The organism is Chromobacterium paludis (assembly GCF_008275125.1).
In the GTDB taxonomy this organism is placed as follows: Bacteria; Pseudomonadota; Gammaproteobacteria; order Burkholderiales; family Chromobacteriaceae; genus Chromobacterium; species Chromobacterium paludis.
In genome coordinates this window covers 1,572,525-1,593,015 of the sequence record NZ_CP043473.1, presented here as the reverse complement: position 1 = coordinate 1,593,015, position 20,491 = coordinate 1,572,525, and the positions used below count along the sequence as shown (strand labels likewise).

The window sequence follows — 20,491 nt, the reverse complement described above, 5'->3', positions numbered from 1 at the left end:
TCAATCGTTCAGCTTGACGGCGTGTTCGCGCGTTTCGTGGAACACGATGTCCGGCCAGCGCTCCTGCGTCAGCTGCAGGTTGACGCGGTTGGGCGCGAGGTAGGCCAGGTTGCCGCCGGCATCGGTGGCGATGTTCATCTGCAGCGCCTTGACGAATTCGTCCAGTTTCTTGCGGTCGTCGCAGCTGAACCAGCGCGCGGACCAGATGCTGGCGGATTCGAACATGGCGTCCACGCCGTATTCCGCCGCCAGGCGGCTGGCCACCACTTCGAACTGCAGCACGCCCACGGCGCCCAGGATCAGGTCGCCGCCGCTGTGCGGCTTGAATACCTGCACCGCGCCTTCTTCGCCCAGCTGTTGCAGGCCTTTTTGCAGCTGCTTCAGCTTCAGCGGATTTTTGATGCGCACGGAGCGGAACAGTTCCGGCGCGAAGAACGGAATGCCGGTGAAGGCCAGCTCTTCGCCTTCGGAGAAGCTGTCGCCGATCTGGATATTGCCGTGGTTGGGGATGCCGATGATGTCGCCGGCGAAGGCCTCTTCCACGATCTCGCGGTCATGCGACATGAAGGTCACCACGGATGAGGCGGCGATGTCGCGATTCAGGCGCAGGTGCTTCATCTTCATGCCGCGCTCGAACTGGCCGGAGCACACGCGCAAGAAAGCGATGCGGTCGCGGTGCTTGGGGTCCATATTGGCCTGGATCTTGAACACGAAGCCGGAGAACTTGGCTTCCGTCGGGTCCACGCTGCGCACGGTGGCGTCGCGTTCTTGCGGCGCCGGCGCCCAATTGATCAGCGCGTCGAGGATTTCGCGCACGCCGAAGTTGTTGATGGCGGAGCCGAAGAACACCGGGGTCAGCTCGCCGGCCAGGAATTCTTCAAGATTCCACTCATTGGACGCGCCCTTGACCAGTTCGATCTCCATGCGCAGATTGTCCATCTCCAGCGGGAACAGCTCGTCCAAGCGTGGGTTGTCTATGCCCTTGATCACTTCGATGTCGGTGATCAGCTTCTCGCTGCCGGCTTCAAACAGGATGACTTCGTCGTTCAGCAGGCTGTACACGCCGCGGAAGGTCTTGCCCATGCCTATGGGCCAGGTGATGGGCGCGCAGCGTATCTTCAGCACGTTTTCCACTTCGTCCAGCAGCTCCAGGCTGTCGCGGACTTCGCGGTCGTACTTGTTCATGAAGGTGACGATGGGCGTATTGCGCAGGCGGCACACATTCAAGAGCTTGATGGTCTGCTCTTCCACGCCCTTGGCGGCGTCGATCACCATCAGCGCGCTGTCCACGGCGGTCAGCACGCGGTAGGTGTCCTCGGAGAAGTCCTGGTGGCCCGGGGTGTCCAGCAGGTTCACCACGTGGTCGCGGTAATCGAACTGCATCACCGACGACGCGACGGAAATGCCGCGCTGCTTTTCGATTTCCATCCAGTCGGAGGTGGCGAACTTGCCGCCTTTCTTGCCCTTCACGGTGCCGGCCATCTGGATGGCGCCCGAGAACAGCAGCAGTTTTTCCGTCAGCGTGGTTTTACCGGCGTCAGGGTGGGAAATGATGGCGAAGGTGCGGCGATGCGCGACTTCTTCGGCAATGCGGGCGAGATCGGCGGACATGGGCGAAGGCTTGAAATTCGATAAAGCCGACCATTTTACCGGACTTGCCGCGCCGCGGAAATCCTGTTCTGAAGCCTTTTTCGGTCAGCCTGGCGATAGCGAATATGGCGACGGCCTGGGCGGCCGCGGGGTACAATGACAGGATTCAGTCGCATTGAGGGAGTGTCTGCGTGTTTACCGGTATCGTCCAGGGCGTGGCCGAAGTGGTCGCCATCGAAGAAAAGCAGGATTTCCGCACCCACATCGTCCGTCTGCCGCAAGCCATGCTGCCGGGGCTGCAATTGGGCGCCTCCGTGGCCCATAACGGCTGCTGCCTGACCGTTACCCGCGTGGATGGCGATCTGGCCCACTTCGACCTGATGCAAGAAACGCTGCGCGTCACCAATCTGGGCGCGCTGAAGGCCGGCGACGGCGTAAACGTAGAGCGCGCGGCCAAGTTCGGCGACGACATCGGCGGCCATGCCATGTCCGGCCATGTGATGGGGCTGGCGACGGTGCTTGAAGTGATTGAATCGCCCAATAATCGCACCATCTGGTTCGAGCTGCCGGCCGGGCTGGAAAAATACGTGTTCGCCAAGGGCTATATCGGCATCGACGGCATCAGTCTGACGGTAGGTACGGTGGATGGCCGACGCTTCTGCGTGCACCTGATTCCGGAAACGCTGGCGCGCACCAATATCGCCGGCCGCCAGCCGGGCGATGCGATCAATATCGAGATCGATCCGCAGACCCAGGCCATCGTGGATACCGTGGAACGCGTGCTGGCGCAGCGCGGGACGGCCGCATGAGCTTGGCCGGCGTGCCCGCGCTGGCTTCGTGGAGCGGCGGCAAAGACAGCTGCCTCGCGCTGTGGCGCGCGGTGCGCGCCGGGGTCAAGCCTGTAGCGCTGCTGACCATGCTGGACGAGGGCGGCGAGCGTTCGCGCTCGCATGGCGTGCGGCCGGAAGTCTTGGCCTTGCAGGCCGAGGCCTTGGGCTTGCCGCAAAGATTAGGCCGCGCCAGCTGGAGCGGCTACCGCGAAGTTTTCGTGGCGCAATTGCGCGCGGCCGCGGCGGATGGTTGTCAGGCGGCGGTGTTTGGCGACATTGATCTGGACGCGCACCGCGAATGGGAAGAGCAGGTGTGCGCCGAGGCCGGTTTGCAGGCGATTCTGCCCTTGTGGCAAGAGGCCAGGGCGGAGCTGGCGCGGGAATTCGTCGCGGCGGGTTTCGTCGCCCGCATCGTGATGGTCAACACCAAGCTGATAGATGAAAAATGGCTGGGCCGCGTGTTCGACGCGGCGCTGATAGACGAGATGCTGGCCGAGGGGGTCGATCCCTGCGGCGAGGCGGGCGAGTTCCACACCCTGGTGGTGGACGGTCCCTTGTTCAATAAGCCGCTGTCGCTGCGCGATGGTGACGTGGCGAAGCTCGGCGAATACCGGGCGCTGGATCTGTTGCCCGCGTAGAACGGGCGAAGCGACAAAGGAAGAAGCAATGGCCATATCCCCGATTCAAGACATCATCGCCGACATTCAGGCCGGCAAGATGGTGGTGCTGATGGACGCGGAAGACCGCGAGAACGAAGGCGACCTGGTGATGGCGGCGGAGTTCGTCACGCCGGAAGCGATCAACTTCATGGCCAAGCACGGCCGCGGCCTGATTTGCCTGACCCTGAGCGAAGCGCGCTGCAAGCTGTTGAACCTGCCGATGATGGCGACCAATAACGGCACCAGCTTCGGCACCAACTTCACCGTGTCCATCGAGGCGGCGGAGGGCGTGACCACCGGCATTTCCGCGGCCGACCGCGCGCTGACCATCAAGACCGCCGTCGCCCGCCTGGCCAAGGCCAGCGACTTGGTGCAGCCGGGCCACGTTTTCCCGCTGAAGGCGCAGAACGGCGGCGTGCTGGTGCGCGCCGGCCATACCGAGGCCGGCTGCGACCTGGCCATGCTGGCCGGCGTGGAGCCGGCTGGCGTGATCTGCGAGATCATGAACGACGACGGCACCATGGCGCGCCTGCCGGAGCTGCTGCAGTTCGCCGAGGCGCATGGCCTGAAGATAGGCACCATCGCCGATCTGATCCAGTACCGCAGCCGCACCGAATCCTTGGTGGAGAAGGTGGGCGAGCGCGAGGTCGATACGCCGTTCGGCAGCTTCGATCTGCACGTCTTCCGCGACATCACCACCTCCGCCACTCACCTGGCGCTGAGCAAGGGCAAAATCCGCGCCGACCGCGACACCCTGGTGCGGGTGCATGAGCCGCTGTCCGTCATCGACATGCTGGCGCCTTTGTGCAGCCATCACTCGTGGACCCTGCCCAATGCGCTGGAAACCATAGAGGAAGAGGGCTGCGGCGTGGTGGTGCTGCTGTACCGCGACGAAACCGGCGCGGATCTGGCGCAGCGCGCCCTGGGCCAAGAGGCGCCTCGGCAGAAGTGGGACAGCAAGACCTTCGGCATCGGCGCGCAGATGCTGAAGGCCTTGGGCGTGGGCAAAATGAAGCTGATGTCCAGTCCGCTCAGCCTGCCGTCCATGACCGGGTTCGAGCTGGAAGTGACGGGCTTCTGCCAGCCGCATCATTTCCATGTCGATGGCGAAGGCGGTCCGGGCGTGGCTTAATCGCCGCGCTTGCGCTACAATTGCCGGCTTTCCTTAGTGTTTTCGCCGCGAGGACTACCCCATGCTTGAAGCTATCCAGCGTATCGAACCCAATCTGTCCGGCAAGGGCCTGAAAATCGGCATCGTGATGGCGCGTTTCAACACCCCGGTCTGCCACGGCCTGCGCGACGCCTGCCTGGCCGAGCTGGCCGCGCTGGGCGTGCAAGCCGGCGACGTGACCCTGGCCACCGTGCCGGGCGCGCTGGAAGCCCCGCTGGTGCTGCAGACCATGGCTAAAACCGGCCGTTTCGACGCGCTGGTGGCGCTGGGTGCGGTGATCCGCGGCGAAACCTATCATTTCGAACTGGTATCGAACGAATCCGGCGCCGGCGTCACCCGCGTCGGCCTGGACTTCGACATTCCGGTCGCCAACGCCATCCTGACCACCGAGAACGACGAGCAGGCGGAAGTCCGCATGCAGGAAAAGGGCGCCGACGCCGCCCGCGTCGCGGTGGAGATGGCTAATCTGCACAAAGCGCTGCGCGGCTGATTTTCCGCCGCCAGCCATCATAGGGAGGCGCCTGCGCGCTTCCCTTGTTCTTTCCAAGGAATCGCCACCATGAAAACCGCTCGCCGCCGCGCCCGTGAATTCGCCGTGCAAGGCATCTACGAATGGGAACTGAACCCGGATCGCCCGGCTTCGCTGATCGAAAAACACCTGCGCGAGAACGAATACTTCGCCAAGGCCGACGAGGCCCTGTTCCGCGGCATCCTGTATGGCGTGCTGAAGGACGTGGAGCAACTGTCCGCCCAGGTCAGCCGCTACTACGAGCGCGCCGAGGACGAAGTGAGCCCGGTGGAACGCGCCGTGCTGCTGATGGCCGCGCTGGAACTGACGCAGAGCCCGGAAACGCCGTACCCGGTGATCATCAACGAAGCCATCGAAATCACCAAGACTTTCGGCGGCACCGACGGCCATAAATTCGTCAACGGCGTGCTGGACAAGCTGGCCGCCGACGTGCGCGGCGACGAAGTGCTGGCGCAGAAACAGCGCCGCAAACAGGACTGAGCGACCGCGCCGCGCGGCGTGCCGCCATCGACGACACCCGCCCCGGCGGGTGTTTTTGCGTGAGGGGCCATGAACGAGTTTGAATTGATAGGCCGATATTTCAAGCGCCCGTCGCCGTCCGCCGTGCTGGGCGTGGGCGACGACGCGGCCATCGTGCGGCCTGCGCCAGGTCATGATCTGCACATGTCGGTGGACATGCTGGTGGAGGGGCGGCATTTCTTCGCCGATGTCGCGCCGCGCGCGCTGGGCCATAAGACCCTGGCGGTCAATCTGTCGGATCTGGCGGCGATGGGCGCGCGCCCGCGCTGGGCCTTGCTGTCTCTCGCCCTGCCCAGGGCGGACGAGGCTTGGGCGGCCGAGTTCGCCGCGGGCTTTTTCGCCTTGGCTGACGCGCACGGCGTGGAGCTGATCGGCGGCGACACCACTTGCGGTCCGCTGACGCTGTCGGTCACGATTCTGGGCGAGGCGCCGGCCGGCCGGGCCTTGCGCCGCGCCGCCGCGCAGATTGGAGACGACGTCTGGGTGTCCGGCGAGCTGGGCCTGGGCGCGCTGGCGGTGCGCCAGCGTCTGGGCTGGCTGAATGTAAACGACGCGGAACTGTTGGCCGCCGCCCAACACAAACTCGAATACCCCGAGCCGCGTCTGGCGCTGGGCGCGGCGCTGCTGCCGCTGGCGCATGCGGCAGCCGACGTGTCGGACGGCCTGCTGGCGGACCTGGGGCATATTCTGGACGAGTCCGCCGTGGCGGCGGAAGTCTGGGCGGACGCGCTGCCCTCGCATCCGGCGCTGGAGGCGAGGCGGGCGGAATTCCTGTCCTGCCTGGCCGCCGGCGGCGACGATTATGAACTGGTGTTCACCGCGCCCCCCGCGCAACGCTCTGCCATAGAGGCCGCCGCGGCGGACTGCGGCTGCCGCGTGGCCCGCATCGGCCGCGTGCTGGCGGGGCGGGGCGCGCGCCTGCTGGACGCGGCCGGGGGACAAGTGAAACTGGACAAGGAAGGTTATGACCACTTCGGCTGAAACTCTGAAACTCCAGCCAGACTGGCGTTTTTTGTTGCGCAACCCGGCTCATCTGCTGGCCTTCGGCTTCGGCAGCGGCCTGATGCGCAAGGCGCCCGGCACCTGGGGCACCTTGGTGGCTTTTCCGCTGTTTTTCCCGCTGCATGCGTTGGGCGTCACCGGATGGACGTTGACGGCCTTGTGCCTGCCGCTGTTTCTGATCGGCGTTTACGTTTGCGACGTCACCGGCAAGGCGCTGGGCGTGCACGACTACGGCGGCATCGTGTGGGACGAGGTGGTGGGCATGCTGCTGGTGCTGGCCTTCGCGCCGGCCAGCTGGCTGGGTTGGTTGGTGGCTTTTGCCCTGTTTCGCCTGTTCGACATCGTCAAGCCGTGGCCGATACGCTGGTTCGACGCGCGCGTGGGCGGCGGTTTCGGCGTGATGGTGGACGATGTGATCGCCGCCTGGTTCGCTCTGGCGGTGCAATATTGGATTTGGCGCTGATTGCGAAGCGTTCTCGACTGCCGCGGCAGCGCTAAAATCGTTACAATTCGGATATAAAGTGATTGGCGCTTGGGAGGCGGTCGCCGCCATCTTGCCGCCATGGACAATATTGCTGTGCCCGCCGCCGCGGGCGAGCGCGATTCGGGGTTTTCGACTGTGTGGTTTGTAGTCATTCTGTTGCTGTTGTCGGGCGTGGCCGCCTGGCTGGTCTGGAGCGGACGGGTATCGTTGCCGCAATTGACGCGAAAGTTGGACCGGATGCTGGGCGTGGAGGGCAGGGCGGAGCGTTACGAGCCCGATTATTTCGCCGAAGAAGCCGGCGCGGCGAAGCCGCCCGAGACTCAGCCTGAGGCGAGTGAGACAGTCTCCCCCGCGCCCATGGCGCCCATGAAGCCGCCCGCCGCCGCGCCCGCTGTCACGACGCAGCCGGCTGAGGCGGCCTTGCCCAAGCCGAGCCAGGCGCCGCCGCGCGTCGACGCGCCATCGGCGCGGCGAGAAACCGTGACCCTGCCCAAGCCCTCCGGCGCGCCGCGCGCAACCCCGCCCGCGGAGCTGCCGACGCTGCAGCTGTCGCGCGAGTACCGCAAGAAGCTGCAGCCAACGCCGCGCAGCGAGCAGGGCAAAGATCTGCCGGTGATAGGCTTGTCCGAAATGCAGAGCAATCTGCAGCAGGATTACCGACGCCGTCAGCGCGCGCGCGGCGTGGAGCCCGCCAGCGTGTCCAGCGACCCGATGCCCACCATCGCCAGCGATGAAGTCAGAGAGGCGGTTGCCAGCCTGCATGCGCATCGTCGCAGCGCCAAGCCTGCAGCCAAGCCTTTGCCGCCGGTCGAGCTGGCGCCGGTTCCGCGCGCCAAACCCGAAGTCAACGTGGAGCCAGTGCGGCCCATGGTGGTGCTGGAGCCTTTGCGCCAGTCCACGGCGCACCCCGTTTCGAAACCGGCGCTGCCGGTCGAGCCGTCGCCTCCGCCGCGGTTGGAAGCGCCGCCCGCGGCGGCCGGCGAACAACACGCCATCCGCGCGGCGTCGGCCCCGCTTGCCGATCCGGTCACGGCCATCCATCCCGAGGCGCCAGCGGCGCCCGAACCGATGGCAACCGCATCCGGGGAGGGCGCGGACGAGGCGGCGGCACCGATTCCGGAGGGGCCTGCGGCGGCGATGCAAGCCGATGCGGCGCTGGCGGATATGGACGAGGCGACCGAGCCGGCCGCAGATGCCGCGCCGCGCACGCCCTGGCGCTGGCCGCAGACGCGCGATGTCGTGCTGCAAAGGGAAGATGACGCGCCGGTGATCCAGCAGCAAACCATTCTGCCCGAGGTCCCGGATCGCAGCGAGGAGAGCGCCACCGCGTTGGCTGCGGCGGCTGCCAGCCTTGCCGCCAACCCCATGCCGTGGGTGCTGCTGGACGAGAGTGGCGCCGCCGAAGCGCCGGCGCAGGCTCAAGAAGCGCAGCCTGCGGCTCAGTTCGAGAAGGCTGAGCGCGACGCCTTCCAACTGCCCGCGGTGGCCGACGAGCGGACCGAGCCTGCTCAGTCGGCTCTGCCGGCCTGGGCGGAGGCCTTGGTGGCCGCGAAGGCCGAGCGCGAGGAAGTCTTTATCGAGCGGCCGGCTTATGACGAATCCATGCTGCCGGGCTTGGCGCTGCTGAGCCCGGCCGACATGGCGCAGGAAGCATGCAGCCAGGATGAGTTGATCGAGCGCGGCATCGTGATCGAGGAAAAGTGTGCCGAGTTCAAAGTCAAGGTCAGCGTGGTGGACGCTTACGCCGGCCCGGTGATCACCCGTTACGAGGTGGAGCCGGCGGTGGGCGTGCGCGGCAACCAGGTGGTGAACCTGATGAAGGATTTGTCGCGCGCGCTGGGCCTGGCATCCATCCGCGTGGTGGAGACCATCCCCGGCAAGACTTGCATGGGCCTGGAGCTACCCAACCCCAAGCGGCAAATGATACGGCTGTCGGAGATTTTCTCGGCCGACGTGTTCCAGCAAAACGCCTCGCGGCTGACACTGGCCCTGGGCAAGGACATCACCGGCCAGCCGGTGGTGACGGACCTGGCCAAGGCGCCGCACCTGCTGGTGGCCGGCACCACCGGCTCCGGCAAATCGGTGGGCGTCAACGCCATGATTCTGTCCATGCTGTACAAGGCCACGCCGGACGAAGTGCGTTTCATCATGATCGACCCCAAGATGCTGGAGCTGTCGGTCTACAACGACATCCCGCATCTGCTGGCGCCGGTGGTGACGGACATGAAGCTGGCGGCCAATGCCTTGAACTGGTGCGTGGGCGAAATGGAGAAGCGCTACCGCCTGATGAGCGCGCTGGGCGTGCGCAATCTGGCCGGTTACAACCAGAAGGTGCGAGAGGCGGCCGCGCAGGGCAGGCGCATACCCAATCCGTTCAGCCTGACGCCGGAAACGCCAGAGCCCTTGGACAAGCTGCCCTTCATCGTGGTGGTGGTGGACGAGTTCGCCGACTTGATGATGGTGGCCGGCAAGAAGATTGAGGAGTTGATCGCGCGCCTGGCGCAGAAGGCCCGCGCGGCCGGCATCCATTTGATCCTGGCGACCCAGCGGCCTTCCGTGGACGTGATCACGGGCCTGATCAAGGCCAATATTCCGACGCGCATCGCCTTCCAGGTATCGAGCAAGGTAGACAGCCGCACGATTTTGGACCAGATGGGCGCGGAATCGCTGCTGGGCCAGGGCGATATGCTCTACCTGCCGCCCGGCACCGGTTATCCGCAACGGGTGCATGGCGCCTTCGTCACCGACGACGAGGTGCACGCCGTCGTGGAGCATTTGAAGCAATACGGCGAGCCTGACTACGTGGAAGGCCTGCTGACCGGCGAGAGCGAGGCGGACGACGCGTCCGCCGACGCGACGGCCAAGGCGCAGGCGGCGACGGAAAGCGACCCGCTGTACGACGAGGCGGTGGAGATCGTGTTGCGCACGCGCAAACCGTCCATCTCCGGCGTGCAGCGCCATCTGCGCATAGGCTATAACCGCGCGGCGCGTTTGATCGAGGAAATGGAGGCGGCCGGCATCGTCAGTCCGATGGAGAGCAACGGCAATCGCACCGTGCTGGCGCCGCAGCGCGATTTCTAGCAAACCGCGCATGACGCAAAGCGAAAGCGCGCCGTTGCCGGCGCGCTTTTTTCATGGCTCAAGCGACTGGCGGCTTAGGGCCACAGCTGGCAGTACTCGGTATTGGCCTCGTAGTTGCCGCTGACGGAACCGTCGGCGTTGACCTTCTTGACCCAACCGTTGGGCTGGCGGCGGCTGGGCTGCACGCCGCAATTGGTGTGCACCCAGTGAATGCCGACGCCGCTGGTATACAGCTGGCCGCACAGTTGCAGGCGGTCGCCGGTTTGAATGGTGTTCAGCGGGTAGGGCACGTCTTCGCCGGCGGAGTCGTAGCCGGAGGCAAACACATTGTCCATGGCCACATCATAGGTGCGGCCATCCTGGTCGGCTTTCAGGCGGACGTGGGTGTGGGACAGCTCCACACCGTTCAGGTCATGGCCGTAGGCGTAAGACGGACCGCTGACCACGGTGCCGGTCAGGTAGCTGCCGGCGGCGGCGCGGCAGTCGGACTTGGCGTCGGCCAGGGCGACGATGGGCAGGGCCAGCAAGGCGGCGGCCAGTACGAGTTTGTTCATGATTTCCCCTTTGCGTTTCTAATGACGTTGTTTTATTGCGGAAGGGATTTTAGTTGGATTGCGACAGTTCTATGTTTATCTTTTGTTTCAATATGTGAATTTATATTGCGATTTGAGCGGAGCGAGATAAACAAAAAACGCGCCGTGGCGCGTTTTTGACGGGAAGGCTTTGCGCCGAGTTAGCGGCGGCGGCGCGGCTGGTCGTCGGTCCGGATGCGGATGGGCACCAGCTTGCCTTCCTGTTGTATCGGGGCAGCCAGCAGCTTGGCGACAGCGATGACCGCGATGACGAGTGCGGCTAAAAGTAGAATTTGCATGGTATGACTCCCCGTGACTGAATCTGAGGCGCGTTTGAATGATTGGCTGCGGCCTCTGACTTCATTCTGGGCTACAACATGCTCGCGACTCAAGCAAAAAGTTGTGTGTCGGCGTTAATTTTTCAAGGCGCGATGGCAGTTTTTTTCAAATCGCGCATGGCCTGGTCCAGTCCGGCCAGCGTCATGGGATGCATGTGGTCTGCCATCAATTTTTTCAGCATGCCTACGGACTGGGTGTAGGGCCAGGCGTCTTCGGCCAGCGGATTGAGCCAGACCGCATGCTTGAAATGCTCCAGCAGCCGGCGCAGCCAGACTTCGCCGGCCTCCTCGTTCATGTGCTCGACGCTGCCGCCGGGGAAGGTGATTTCATACGGGCTCATGCTGGCATCGCCGACCAGGATCAGTTTGTAATCGCGGCCGAAAGTATGCATCAGATCCCAGGTGGGGAAACGCTGGCTTTGGCGGCGGTGATTGTCCTTCCATACCGATTCGTACACGCAGTTGTGGAAGTAGAAGTACTCAAGGTGCTTGAACTCTGACTTGACGGCGGAAAACAGTTCCTCACAGGCGCGGATGTGGTCGTCCATGGAGCCGCCCACGTCGAACAGCACGAGCACCTTGACGCTGTTGTGCTGTTCTCGCTGCATTTTCAAATCCAGCATGCCGCCTTTGCGCGCGGTGGCGGCGATGGTGGCGTCCAGGTCCAGTATCTCCTCCGCGCCATCGCGGGCGAACTCGCGCAAGCGGCGCAGGGCCACCTTGATGTTGCGGGTGCCCAATTCGACTTGATCGTCGAAATTGCGGAACTCGCGCTGGTCCCAAACCTTGACCGCGCGGCGGTGGCGGGATTGGTTCTGGCCGATGCGCACGCCTTCCGGGTTGTAGCCCCAGGCGCCGAAGGGGCTGGTGCCGCCGGTGCCTATCCATTTATTGCCGCCCTGGTGGCGCTCCTTCTGCTCTTCCAGGCGCTGGCGCAAGGTTTCCATCAGCTTGTCCCAGCCCAGTCCCTGCAGCTTTTTCCTCTCCTCCTCGCTCAGGTATTTTTCCACCTGTTTGCGCAGCCACTCTTCCGGAATGGCGCGCTGCAGATCTTCCAGCGCCAGTTCCAGGCCCTGGAAATGGTGGCCGAAGACTTGGTCGAAGCGGTCGAAATACTTCTCATCCTTGACCAAGGCGGCGCGGGAGAGATAGTAGAACTCTTCCAAGCTGCCGAAGGCGACGTTGCGTTGCAGGGCTTCCAGCAGCAGCAGGAATTCTTTCAGGGTGACCGGCAAGCCGGCGGCGCGCAGGGCGTAGAAAAAATCGATCAGCATGGGGAATGGGTCAGGCGTTGCGACAAGTTAAATCCATAGACGCATCATACTATGTCCCGCCGTGCTGAGTATGCCGCATCGTCGCGACGCGGACTTTGCGCGTGAAAGCGGCGAAAGGCGCGGGCAGGACGGCGAGGCGTCGTTATGACGGCCGGGCAGGATGACAGCGGCGCATGGTAGTGCTAATCTTGGCTAGAGCCGCGGCTCTAAACGAATGTTTGATTTGCCAGATGAAGGATGAAGACCATGGACGCCATCAAGATGCCTGCCGGAGAAGAAGCCGCGCTGCTGGAGGGGTACGCCAGGCTCAGAGCCTTGGCTCGCGCTACGCCCTATCCTGCGGCGGACACGCGCCGAGGCTGGCTGGCTGCGCTGGAGCGTTTGATGCAGGAAAACCGCCAGGCCTTGATTGATGCGGTCAGCCGGGATTTCGGCCATCGCAGCGCCGTGGAAACGCGCCTGGCCGAGCTGTTCCCGTCGCTGGAAGGCGCGCGTCATGCCCGCCGGCATGTGAAGGCATGGATGAAGCCGCGTCGGCGCGGCGTGTCCATCTGGTTCCAGCCCGCTTCGGCCAGCGTGCTGCCGCAGCCCTTGGGCGTGGTGGGCGTGGTGGTGCCGTGGAATTATCCGCTCTTCCTTTCATTCGGACCCATCGCCGCCGCGCTGGCTGCCGGCAACCGGGTCATGGTGAAAATGTCGGAATACACGCCGGAAACCGGCGAGTTGCTGCAGCGTCTGGCCCGCCAGTATTTCGGCGACGATCTGCTGCAGGTGGTCAATGGCGGCCCGGAGCTGGCGCAGGCCTTCACCCGGCTTCCCTTCGATCATCTGCTGTTCACCGGCTCCACCGCCGTTGGCCGGCATGTGATGCGCGCCGCGGCGGACAATCTGACGCCGGTGACGCTGGAGTTGGGCGGCAAATCGCCGGCGCTGGTGGCGCGCGGCGCCGATCTGCGCCGCGCGGCCGAGGCCATCGTCGCCGGCAAGCTGCTGAACGCCGGGCAGACCTGCGTGGCGCCGGACTATGTGCTGGTCAATGACAAGGATGGCGAGACCCTGCTGGCGGAGATCCGCGCCGCGGCGGCGCGCCTGTATCCCACGTTGGCGGCCAATCCGGATTACAGCGCCATCGTCAACGAGCGGCATTACCGGCGGCTGCGAAGCTGGCTGGACGCCGCGTGCCAAGCCGGCGCGGCCATTGAGGAGGTGAACCCGGCAGGAGAGGCGCTGGAAGCCGTCCGCAAGCTGCCGCTGACTCTGGCGCTGGACTGTCCGGACGATTGCGAGTTGATGCGCGAGGAAATCTTCGGCCCCATTCTGCCCGTGGTGCGCTACGGCAAGTTCGACGAGGCGCTGGACTATATCAACGCCCGGCCGCGGCCGCTGGCCCTGTATGTGTTCGACGACGACGCGCTGCGCATCGAGCGCGTGCTGAAGGAAACCGTGTCCGGCGGCGTCAGCGTCAACGACACCTTGTTGCATGTGGTGCAGGAAAATCTGCCCTTCGGCGGCGTCGGTCCTTCCGGCATGGGCCACTACCACGGTTACGAAGGTTTCCTGACCTTCTCAAAACTCAAGCCGGTGTTCAGGCAGAGCCGGCTGGCCGGCACCTGGCTGACCCGGCCGCCATACGGCAAGCTGGTGGAATTCATGCTCAAACTGATGTTGCGCCGCTGAGATGGCGAACCGACGCCAATTTCTGCAAGCCGGCGCGCTAGGCCTGGCGGCGCTGGGCGTGGCGGGCTACCTGGCCCCGCCCGCCGGCGATGCGGCAAACGATGGCGGTAAACCGGCCTGGCGCTGGCTGAATGGGCAGGACGCGCAGATCGTGGCCGCGCTGGCGCCGGTCATGCTGGGCCTGTCCGGCCTGCCGCTAGCCGATGTCGTCGCCGGCGTGGACCGCGCGGTGGCGGGTTTGCCTCCGGCGGCCAGGGCGGAAGTCCGGCAGCTGTTCGATCTGCTGGGCAATCGCTGGGCGCGCCGTTGGCTGGCCGGCGTGCGTTCGCCATGGAGCCAGGCCGCGCCGGCTGAACTGGCGGCGTTTTTGCAAGGCTGGCGCAGCAGCCGCTTCCTGCTGCTTCGCAGCGCTTATCAGGGCTTGCACCAGCTGATCAACGCCGCCTGGTACGGCAACCCGGCCAGCTGGGCCGCCATCGGCTATCAGCAGCCGGCTTATGTGATGGAGAGGCTGCCTTGACGGAAAAAATAATCGACCCGGTGCGGCAAGGCATCGCAGCGGGCTGGAAGGTCATGGATGGCGCGGCGCAGCGCGAGGATTTGCGCCTGAAGGCGGACGTGGTCATCGTGGGCAGCGGCGCCGGCGGCGGCATCGCCGCCGAGGTGCTGAGCCAGGCGGGGCTGGATGTGTTGATCGTGGAGGAGGGCGCGTTGCGCAGCTCCTCCGATTTTCGCCTGAGCGAAGCCAAAGCCTATCCCGAACTTTACCAGGAGTCCGCCGCCAGGCAGACGGCGGACAAGGGCATTACCATCCTGCAGGGCCGCACCGTGGGAGGCGGCACCGTGGTCAACTGGACCAGCTCCTTCCGCACGCCGCCGGATACCCTGGACTGGTGGCGGTCGCAGCATGGCCTGACGACGCTGAGCGAGGAGCAGATGCTGCCCTGGTTCGAGAAGGCCGAGCAGCGGCTGGGCATCTCGCCGTGGGAGGCGCAGCCCAATGCCAACAATCTGGTGCTGGAGCGCGGTTGTCAGTCGCTGGGGTGGCGGCATGCGCGCATCCGGCGCAATGTGCGCGGCTGCTGGAACCTGGGTTACTGCGGCATGGGTTGCCCGGTCAACGCCAAGCAGTCCATGTTGCTGACCTGCATTCCCGGCGCGCTGGACAAAGGGGCGAGGCTGCTGAGCCGGGCCAGGGTGGACAGCCTGAATGTGGATGCGTCCGGTCAGCGTGTCGTCGGCCTCAAGGTCAGCCTGTTGTCGGCCGACGGCGTCAATCCCAGCGGGCGGGTCGCCAGCGTGAGCGCCCGCCATGTGGTGCTGGCGGCAGGGGCGATCGGCACGCCGGCCATCATGCTGCGCAGCGGTCTGATCGATCACGCGGGCCTGACCGGCAAGCGCACCTTTCTGCATCCGGTCAGCCTGTCGGCGGCGCTGATGCCGGAACGGGTGGAACCGTACAATGGCGCGCCGCAGACGGTCTACTCCGACCATCACATGCATACCCAGCCGCTGGATGGGCCGCTGGGCTTCAAGCTGGAGGTGCCGCCCATCCATCCGCTGCTGGCCAGCGCGACGTTTCCGGGCTGGGGCGTGGAGCAGTCGGCGCTGCTGAAACGCTTTCCGCATCTGCATGCCACGCTGGCCTTGCTGCGCGATGGCTTTCACCCGGACAGTCGCGGCGGAGCGGTGAAACTGCGCGGCGATGGCTCTCCGGTATTGGATTACCCGCTTAACGATTTGATCTGGGACGGCTTGCGCCGCAGTTGGCTGGCCATGGCGGAGCTGCAGTTTGCCGCTGGCGCGAAAATGGTCTTGCCCTTGCATGAACAGTCAAGACCCGCGACAAGCTGGCGGCAGGCGCGGGACATGATTGCGGCGCTGCCCTTGGCCGCTTTGCAGGCCAAGCTGGTCAGCGCGCACGTGATGGGCGGCATGGCCATGGGCGGCGATCCGGCGCGCGGCGTGGTGGACGATGCCGGACGGCATTGGCGCTGGCGCAATCTGACCGTGGTGGATGGCTCCATTTTTCCGACCAGCATAGGCGCGAATCCGCAACTTTCTATCTATGCCTTTGCCTGGCGGGCGGCAGTGCGCTTGGCTGCCGCGCTGACGAGCGATGCTCACTGAGTGTCGCTGGCGATGACGAGGGCAAGGTGGCGCAGAGCGGCCGTCGTCGCGCTGACGGCCACGCCAAAAGCGGGCGCGTCCAGCGCGGCCTCGGCCTCTTCGTAACGCCCTTGATTGATCAACAGGGCGATGCGGCCGATTTCGCCATGCAGCATCCGGTGCCGGTTCAGGCAGCCCTGAAAAATGGCCAGGCGGCCAGGCCGACTGCCGCCGCCGCCATGCAGCCATACGCCCAGCAGACAGCAGTCATCGCGCGTGAGGGTGTCCACATCCAGGCGCGCTTGTTCGGCAATGGCTTCCAGCAGGCGCGCCTTCCACTCTTCATGACTGAGGATTTCCTGCTCCAGATCCATGATGCCCGCCTTCGCGAATCAAGCGCCTACGTATTTATAACTAGTACATTTGCGGAGGCGGGGAAAGCCGGGCGAATCCGGATGCGGGTCTCAGCTCTTGGGCGGCTCCGTGGCGGAAGCCTCGGCAGGCTCCGCGGCCGCGGCGGCCGGGATCGGGGGCAGGAAGAAACGCAGCGGATGGCTGAGGAAGCTGCGCAGCAGCACCGGAATCAGCGGCAGCAGCAGGCTGCCGGACAGCTTGCGCGAGCGCAGCGCCACCCACAGCGCCAGGAAAAAGCTGACGGCCAGGTTGATCACCCCAATCAGAGCCACGCCGGCGCAGCCCAGCAGCACGGCCGACAGCGGCGCCTGGAAATCCAGCGCCACGGTGGCGAAGGCCAGGTTGGCGGACGAGAAAGTGATATGCCGGATATCCAGCGGCAGGCCCAGTATGGTGCCTATGGTGCCAGTCAGGCCCAGGAACATGCCAAAGTAAAAGTTGCCGGCCAGGGCGCCCAGATTGTGTTCGATATAGTGGCCCAGCCGCCAGGCGCGGTTTTCTCCCAGCAGCTTGCGCAAGCCCTTATGGCCCGAGATCCGCTCCGGAATCCGCCGATAAACCGCCTTGTTGTCGTAGTAGCCGGCGATGAGTCCGGACAGGAACAGGAAGACGCCGGCGATGGCGGCATGGGGCAGGGCCAGGCTGTGCAGGGGGTCGATATCGTGCAGCAAGGCCTGCGCCTTGGCCGCGTTGACGACGGGGGTCCCGAACAGCGCCTGCCAGCCAAAGGCGATCAGCGCGGCGGTGGGGATGGCCAGCATCACATTGCCCAAAATGGCGACAAACTGCGTGCGCACCACTTTGACGATCAGCTCCGCCAGTTGCTCCAGCTGCTTCTTGCGGCCGTGCTGCTCGTGCAGCACCGCGGCCAGTCTGGCGGCGGTCATGGCGGGCTGCTTGGTGGCGATGGTGAAATGCAGGATCTGCACCAGGATGAAGCCGAGGGCGTAATTGAGGCCGAAGGCGATGCCCTCCCACAGCAGCGGCAGATGGCCGCGGGCCAGCAGCAGCTTGAACAGCGCCATGAAGCCTACGATGAAGCCCGCGCCCATCGCCGCCTTGCCCATGCGGGACCAGTCGCGCCTGTCTTCCGCGATGTAGTGTTCGCCGTGGCGGCCGGCATGCTCAGTCACTTGCAGCGCCAGCAACTCGGTATTGGACTTGAACAGGTCGCGCACGCTGTACTTGCGGTTTTCCGCGCGGGCGAAGTCCACCAGCAGGCGGAACAGCTCCGGGCGCTCGGCCGGATTGTGTTCGGGCGACAGCAGTTCCAGCAGCGCGCGCAGCCGCGCGATGCTTTGCGCCAGGCGCAGGCCGTGATAGGTCAGGCTGACCGATATGCCGTAACGCGCCGCGTTCTTGCGCACTTTGCTCAGGATGGCCTCGCATTGCTCCAGCAGCACCAACACCTGCTTTTCGTCCTCGCGCGGCGGCGTGCCATCCAACAGCGCCTGGTGGCAGCCATCGACATAACGTTGCACCTCCGCATTCAGGTGCATGAAGGGCGAGGCGAATCGTTCCACTTCCGGGCAAACGCGCACCAGTTCCGGTTCCAGGCCGATCGCGGTGATGCGGGCGGACAACACCTGTACCGACTCCAGCAGCTGCAAACGCGTCTGGCGCGCGCTGTCCTGGCGTGGCGCCTCATCCCAGGCCATGGCGCGCCATAGCGCGTGCCAGACATCATCCGGCACGGTAGCAAGCCACAGGTAATCATCCTGGCGGTTGAACAGCAGGCCGAAACGGTCGCGCAGCGAGTCCGGATTGTAAGGCATGGGCAGGATGCGTTCGCCCAGCCGGTGCATGAGCGTGGAGCCGAAGCCGTCATTGGCCAGAATGCCGGCTTCGGTGTACAGCGGAATCTGCCGGCTCTCCGCCAGCAGGGTGCTCAGGGCCTGGCGCAAGGCCTGGCGGTAATCGGCGTGATGCTCCAGCAGAAAGGACAAGGCCTGCAGGCTGACGGTGGCTTGTTGCGGCGGCTGCCTTCTAGCGGGCCGCAAGGCCGCGATCAGCGCGGCCAGCGCATCGGTCTGGCCCGGTTCGCGGCAGAGCCGGCGCAGGGCGGATTCCAGATCGGGAGCTGTGTGTTCGGTCATGTTTTGCCAGGATGGGCGCGCAAAAGCGCGCGTTTCGGGAGTGGGATTCGTACTCATTTTAGGGGATGGTGGCGGGCGTGGACAGATAGGCGCAGCCGCTGGCAGCCTGCGATTGACACCTTACTAACCAGTAAGTAGAGTGTTTCGATGCACAATGGTTCCGACAGCAAGACCGATACCCGCAAGCGCATCCTCGACCTGGCCGAGGAATTGCTGCTGACGCGCGGCTTCAATGGCTTCAGTTATCAGCACATCAGCTCCGAGCTGGGCGTGCGCAATGCGGCCATCCACTATCATTTCCCCAAGAAGAACGACCTGGGCGTGGCGCTGATCCAACGCTACCGCCGCCGTTTCCAGCGCTTCATCGAGCAGCAGGCCGACTGGAACGCCATGGCGCAACTGGAGAGCTACTTCGGTTTGTCGGACCAGTATTACCAGCAGCGCAAGCAGATCTGTCCCAGCGGCATCTTCAGCACGGAATTCCAGACTTTGCCCGAAGACATGCAGTCCGAGGCGGCAGCCTTCATCGACGAGATGCGGCAGTGGGCCGTCGCCATCGTGCGCAAGGGACGGGAGGACGGCGCGATGCGCTACGCCGGCACGCCGGAAGCGGTGGGCATGATGTTGTTCACCGCGCTGCAAGGCGGCCTGCAATTGGCGAGGATAGACGAGGGCGCGCTGCCGCTGCTGAAGCAGCAGGTGCGGGTGACGCTGGGGCTGGCGGACGCGCGCGAACAAGCATAACAACACGAGAGTCATAATAGAGGGGTTAACATGGAATATCGCAAGAACAGCATGAGCCGCATCGCCGACAAAGTGGGCAGGCTGCCGGTAGGCTGGCGCCGTCTGGTGCTGTCGATGATGTTTGGCAAGATCGTTCCGTTTCTGTCTACCGCCGGATTGCGTTTCGAAAAGGTGGGGCATGACAGCTTGACGGTCTCCATCCGCAACCGCAAGAAGGTGCAAAACCACATCCGCGGCGTGCACGCCGCGGCGATGGCGCTGCTGGCGGAAACGTCCACCGGCTTCGTGGTGGGCATGAATATGCCTGACGACAAGCTGATGCTGCTCAAGTCGATGAAGGTCAACTACATCAAGCGCTCGCAGGGCGATATGCGGGCGGTGGCGACGCTGACGCCGCAGCAAATCCAGTCCATGTATGAACAGGACAAGGGCGAGGTGTTGGTGGAAGTGCAAGTCACCGACGAGTCCGGCGAGTCGCCCATCGTGTGCGAGATGTTGTGGGCCTGGATTCCCAAGAAACGTCCGGAGGCGAAAGCGGCATGATTTCCTTGCAAACTGTGACCGTAGAGGTCAACGACAAAGCGGCCCTGATCCGTTTCAATCGCGGCGACAAGGCCAATTCCCTGAACATGCAGATGTGGCAGGACCTGCGCAGCGCCATGGACTGGGCCGACGGCGAGCCGGGCGTGCGAGCCGTGGTGTTGGCCGGCCATGGCAAGCATTTTTGCGCCGGCATCGACTTGGCCATGATGGTGGGGCTGCAGGGGCAGATCGAGGATGCTTGCGAGGCGCGCAAGCGCGAGAAGCTGCGCCGCCTGATCCTGGATTTGCAGGATTGCGTGAGCAGCCTGGAGCGTTGCCGCAAGCCGGTGATCGCCGCCATTCACGGCGCCTGCCTGGGCGGGGGCCTGGACATCGCGCTGGCCGCGGATTTCCGCTTCGCCGCCAAGGACGCCGTGTTCGGCGTGCGCGAAGTGGATATCGGCATGGTGGCCGATGTCGGCTCGCTGCAGCGGCTGCCGCGGGTGGTGGGCGAGGGCGTGGCGCGCGAGCTGGCGTTGACGGGCCGCGACATGGTCGCGGACGAGGCGTTGGACGTAGGCTTGGTCAATCGCGTGCTGGAGGATGAGGACGCCGTATTGGCCGCGGCCATGCAAAGCGCCTGGCTGATCGCCGGCAAGTCGCCGTTGGCGGTGCGCGGCAGCAAGGAAGTGATGAATTACAGCCGCGACCACAGCGTGGCCGATGGCTTGCAGTTCGTCGCCGGCTGGAATGCCGCCATGTTGATCTCGGAAGACATTCAGAAAGCCGCCATGGCGGCAATGATGAAGCAGCAAGCCAGCTTCCGCGACTGAGCGAGCGGCAATCGGCGCATCTGGAACGCGGATGCGCAATAAAAAAG

At 64.7% G+C, this 20,491-nt stretch carries 21 protein-coding genes; 15 read left to right on the top strand and 6 right to left on the bottom strand.

All coding sequences use genetic code 11. From position 1 onward, the window contains the following. Complete coding sequence (locus FYK34_RS07255) at positions 1–1,611, bottom strand: peptide chain release factor 3 (protein WP_149295738.1); 1,611 nt, start codon at positions 1,609–1,611, stop codon at positions 1–3. Here FYK34_RS07255 and FYK34_RS20445 point away from each other — a divergent pair. From FYK34_RS20445 to FYK34_RS07215, 9 genes are all read left to right on the top strand, one after another. After that, the gene (locus FYK34_RS20445) at positions 1,610–1,750 is read left to right on the top strand and encodes a hypothetical protein (protein ID WP_168209673.1); all 141 of its coding nucleotides are present in this window, start codon (positions 1,610–1,612) and stop codon (positions 1,748–1,750) included. The two genes, FYK34_RS07255 and FYK34_RS20445, sit on opposite strands and share 2 nt — an antisense overlap. Positions 1,751–1,781: 31 nt before the next feature. Then, positions 1,782–2,399: a riboflavin synthase subunit alpha gene (locus FYK34_RS07250; RefSeq protein WP_149295737.1), complete on the top strand. Its 618-nt coding sequence runs from the start codon at positions 1,782–1,784 to the stop codon at positions 2,397–2,399. Further along, positions 2,396–3,058 (top strand): Dph6-related ATP pyrophosphatase, encoded by a 663-nt coding sequence (locus tag FYK34_RS07245; protein WP_149295736.1) that lies wholly within the window; start codon positions 2,396–2,398, stop codon positions 3,056–3,058. The genes FYK34_RS07250 and FYK34_RS07245 overlap by 4 nt, the downstream gene beginning before the upstream one ends. Continuing rightward, positions 3,003–4,211, top strand: a complete 1,209-nt coding sequence (gene ribBA / locus FYK34_RS07240; RefSeq protein ID WP_407923595.1) for a bifunctional 3,4-dihydroxy-2-butanone-4-phosphate synthase/GTP cyclohydrolase II — start codon at positions 3,003–3,005, stop codon at positions 4,209–4,211. The genes FYK34_RS07245 and ribBA overlap by 56 nt, the downstream gene beginning before the upstream one ends. Positions 4,212–4,272: 61 nt before the next feature. Beyond that, complete coding sequence (ribH, locus tag FYK34_RS07235; RefSeq protein WP_149295734.1) at positions 4,273–4,740, top strand: 6,7-dimethyl-8-ribityllumazine synthase; 468 nt, start codon at positions 4,273–4,275, stop codon at positions 4,738–4,740. A 69-nt stretch (positions 4,741–4,809) separates the two neighbouring features. Further along, positions 4,810–5,259 carry a transcription antitermination factor NusB gene (gene nusB / locus FYK34_RS07230; protein WP_149295733.1) on the top strand — a complete coding sequence of 150 codons (450 nt, stop codon included), beginning with the start codon at positions 4,810–4,812 and terminating at the stop codon, positions 5,257–5,259. A 69-nt stretch (positions 5,260–5,328) separates the two neighbouring features. After that, positions 5,329–6,279 carry a thiamine-phosphate kinase gene (thiL, locus tag FYK34_RS07225; protein ID WP_149295732.1) on the top strand — a complete coding sequence of 317 codons (951 nt, stop codon included), beginning with the start codon at positions 5,329–5,331 and terminating at the stop codon, positions 6,277–6,279. Beyond that, positions 6,263–6,763, top strand: coding sequence for a phosphatidylglycerophosphatase A family protein (locus tag FYK34_RS07220; RefSeq protein WP_149295731.1), 501 nt, complete (start codon positions 6,263–6,265; stop codon positions 6,761–6,763). The genes thiL and FYK34_RS07220 overlap by 17 nt, the downstream gene beginning before the upstream one ends. A 156-nt stretch (positions 6,764–6,919) precedes the next feature. Next, positions 6,920–9,865, top strand: a complete 2,946-nt coding sequence (locus FYK34_RS07215; protein WP_196782641.1) for a DNA translocase FtsK — start codon at positions 6,920–6,922, stop codon at positions 9,863–9,865. A 74-nt stretch (positions 9,866–9,939) separates the two neighbouring features. Here the strand turns inward: FYK34_RS07215 and FYK34_RS07210 are convergent, their stop codons facing one another. From FYK34_RS07210 to FYK34_RS07205, 3 genes are all read right to left on the bottom strand, one after another. After that, positions 9,940–10,419 (bottom strand): hypothetical protein, encoded by a 480-nt coding sequence (locus FYK34_RS07210; RefSeq protein WP_196782639.1) that lies wholly within the window; start codon positions 10,417–10,419, stop codon positions 9,940–9,942. 179 nt (positions 10,420–10,598) lie between these two features. Then, the gene (locus tag FYK34_RS20440) at positions 10,599–10,736 is read right to left on the bottom strand and encodes a hypothetical protein (protein ID WP_168209672.1); all 138 of its coding nucleotides are present in this window, start codon (positions 10,734–10,736) and stop codon (positions 10,599–10,601) included. Between the two features lie 122 nt (positions 10,737–10,858). Next, complete coding sequence (locus tag FYK34_RS07205; RefSeq protein ID WP_149295729.1) at positions 10,859–12,049, bottom strand: vWA domain-containing protein; 1,191 nt, start codon at positions 12,047–12,049, stop codon at positions 10,859–10,861. A 246-nt stretch (positions 12,050–12,295) separates the two neighbouring features. Between FYK34_RS07205 and FYK34_RS07200 the strand changes: the two genes are divergently transcribed. The 3 genes from FYK34_RS07200 to FYK34_RS07190 are packed head-to-tail and all read left to right on the top strand — an operon-like array spanning position 12,296 to position 15,856. Then, positions 12,296–13,726 carry a coniferyl aldehyde dehydrogenase gene (locus tag FYK34_RS07200; RefSeq protein ID WP_149295728.1) on the top strand — a complete coding sequence of 477 codons (1,431 nt, stop codon included), beginning with the start codon at positions 12,296–12,298 and terminating at the stop codon, positions 13,724–13,726. A 1-nt stretch (position 13,727) separates the two neighbouring features. Continuing rightward, positions 13,728–14,246 (top strand): twin-arginine translocation signal domain-containing protein, encoded by a 519-nt coding sequence (locus FYK34_RS07195; RefSeq protein WP_149295727.1) that lies wholly within the window; start codon positions 13,728–13,730, stop codon positions 14,244–14,246. Beyond that, positions 14,243–15,856, top strand: a complete 1,614-nt coding sequence (locus FYK34_RS07190) for a GMC family oxidoreductase (protein WP_231137396.1) — start codon at positions 14,243–14,245, stop codon at positions 15,854–15,856. The genes FYK34_RS07195 and FYK34_RS07190 overlap by 4 nt, the downstream gene beginning before the upstream one ends. Here FYK34_RS07190 and FYK34_RS07185 read toward each other — a convergent pair. Beyond that, positions 15,850–16,209: a CZB domain-containing protein gene (locus FYK34_RS07185; RefSeq protein ID WP_149295726.1), complete on the bottom strand. Its 360-nt coding sequence runs from the start codon at positions 16,207–16,209 to the stop codon at positions 15,850–15,852. The two genes, FYK34_RS07190 and FYK34_RS07185, sit on opposite strands and share 7 nt — an antisense overlap. A gap of 90 nt (positions 16,210–16,299) precedes the next feature. Continuing rightward, positions 16,300–18,345, bottom strand: coding sequence for a site-specific recombinase (locus tag FYK34_RS07180; protein ID WP_149295725.1), 2,046 nt, complete (start codon positions 18,343–18,345; stop codon positions 16,300–16,302). 147 nt (positions 18,346–18,492) lie between these two features. On the opposite strand from FYK34_RS07180, the gene FYK34_RS07175 reads away from it, so the two are divergent. The 3 genes from FYK34_RS07175 to FYK34_RS07165 are packed head-to-tail and all read left to right on the top strand — an operon-like array spanning position 18,493 to position 20,444. Further along, a complete protein-coding gene (locus FYK34_RS07175) occupies positions 18,493–19,089 on the top strand; it encodes a TetR/AcrR family transcriptional regulator (protein WP_149295724.1) in 597 nt (198 codons plus the stop codon). A gap of 30 nt (positions 19,090–19,119) precedes the next feature. Then, complete coding sequence (locus FYK34_RS07170) at positions 19,120–19,632, top strand: DUF4442 domain-containing protein (RefSeq protein WP_149295723.1); 513 nt, start codon at positions 19,120–19,122, stop codon at positions 19,630–19,632. Next, the gene (locus FYK34_RS07165; RefSeq protein ID WP_174774507.1) at positions 19,629–20,444 is read left to right on the top strand and encodes a crotonase/enoyl-CoA hydratase family protein; all 816 of its coding nucleotides are present in this window, start codon (positions 19,629–19,631) and stop codon (positions 20,442–20,444) included. The genes FYK34_RS07170 and FYK34_RS07165 overlap by 4 nt, the downstream gene beginning before the upstream one ends. Positions 20,445–20,491 lie beyond the last annotated feature (47 nt).

Excerpts from the sequence above, each read along its gene's own strand:
- FYK34_RS07210 (WP_196782639.1), bottom strand. The coding sequence starts at position 10,419 with ATGAACAAACTCGTACTGGCCGCCGCCTTGCTGGCCCTGCCCATCGTC.
- FYK34_RS07185 (WP_149295726.1), bottom strand. The coding sequence starts at position 16,209 with ATGGATCTGGAGCAGGAAATCCTCAGTCATGAAGAGTGGAAGGCGCGC.
- FYK34_RS07170 (WP_149295723.1), top strand. The coding sequence starts at position 19,120 with ATGGAATATCGCAAGAACAGCATGAGCCGCATCGCCGACAAAGTGGGC.
- FYK34_RS07165 (WP_174774507.1), top strand. The coding sequence starts at position 19,629 with ATGATTTCCTTGCAAACTGTGACCGTAGAGGTCAACGACAAAGCGGCC.
- thiL (WP_149295732.1), top strand. The coding sequence starts at position 5,329 with ATGAACGAGTTTGAATTGATAGGCCGATATTTCAAGCGCCCGTCGCCG.
- FYK34_RS07200 (WP_149295728.1), top strand. The coding sequence starts at position 12,296 with ATGGACGCCATCAAGATGCCTGCCGGAGAAGAAGCCGCGCTGCTGGAG.
- FYK34_RS07220 (WP_149295731.1), top strand. The coding sequence starts at position 6,263 with ATGACCACTTCGGCTGAAACTCTGAAACTCCAGCCAGACTGGCGTTTT.
- FYK34_RS07175 (WP_149295724.1), top strand. The coding sequence starts at position 18,493 with ATGCACAATGGTTCCGACAGCAAGACCGATACCCGCAAGCGCATCCTC.
- FYK34_RS07255 (WP_149295738.1), bottom strand. The coding sequence starts at position 1,611 with ATGTCCGCCGATCTCGCCCGCATTGCCGAAGAAGTCGCGCATCGCCGC.
- ribBA (WP_407923595.1), top strand. The coding sequence starts at position 3,003 with ATGGTGACGTGGCGAAGCTCGGCGAATACCGGGCGCTGGATCTGTTGC.
- FYK34_RS20440 (WP_168209672.1), bottom strand. The coding sequence starts at position 10,736 with ATGCAAATTCTACTTTTAGCCGCACTCGTCATCGCGGTCATCGCTGTC.
- FYK34_RS07205 (WP_149295729.1), bottom strand. The coding sequence starts at position 12,049 with ATGCTGATCGATTTTTTCTACGCCCTGCGCGCCGCCGGCTTGCCGGTC.
- FYK34_RS07180 (WP_149295725.1), bottom strand. The coding sequence starts at position 18,345 with ATGACCGAACACACAGCTCCCGATCTGGAATCCGCCCTGCGCCGGCTC.
- nusB (WP_149295733.1), top strand. The coding sequence starts at position 4,810 with ATGAAAACCGCTCGCCGCCGCGCCCGTGAATTCGCCGTGCAAGGCATC.
- ribH (WP_149295734.1), top strand. The coding sequence starts at position 4,273 with ATGCTTGAAGCTATCCAGCGTATCGAACCCAATCTGTCCGGCAAGGGC.
- FYK34_RS07245 (WP_149295736.1), top strand. The coding sequence starts at position 2,396 with ATGAGCTTGGCCGGCGTGCCCGCGCTGGCTTCGTGGAGCGGCGGCAAA.
- FYK34_RS07195 (WP_149295727.1), top strand. The coding sequence starts at position 13,728 with ATGGCGAACCGACGCCAATTTCTGCAAGCCGGCGCGCTAGGCCTGGCG.
- FYK34_RS20445 (WP_168209673.1), top strand. The coding sequence starts at position 1,610 with ATGGGCGAAGGCTTGAAATTCGATAAAGCCGACCATTTTACCGGACTT.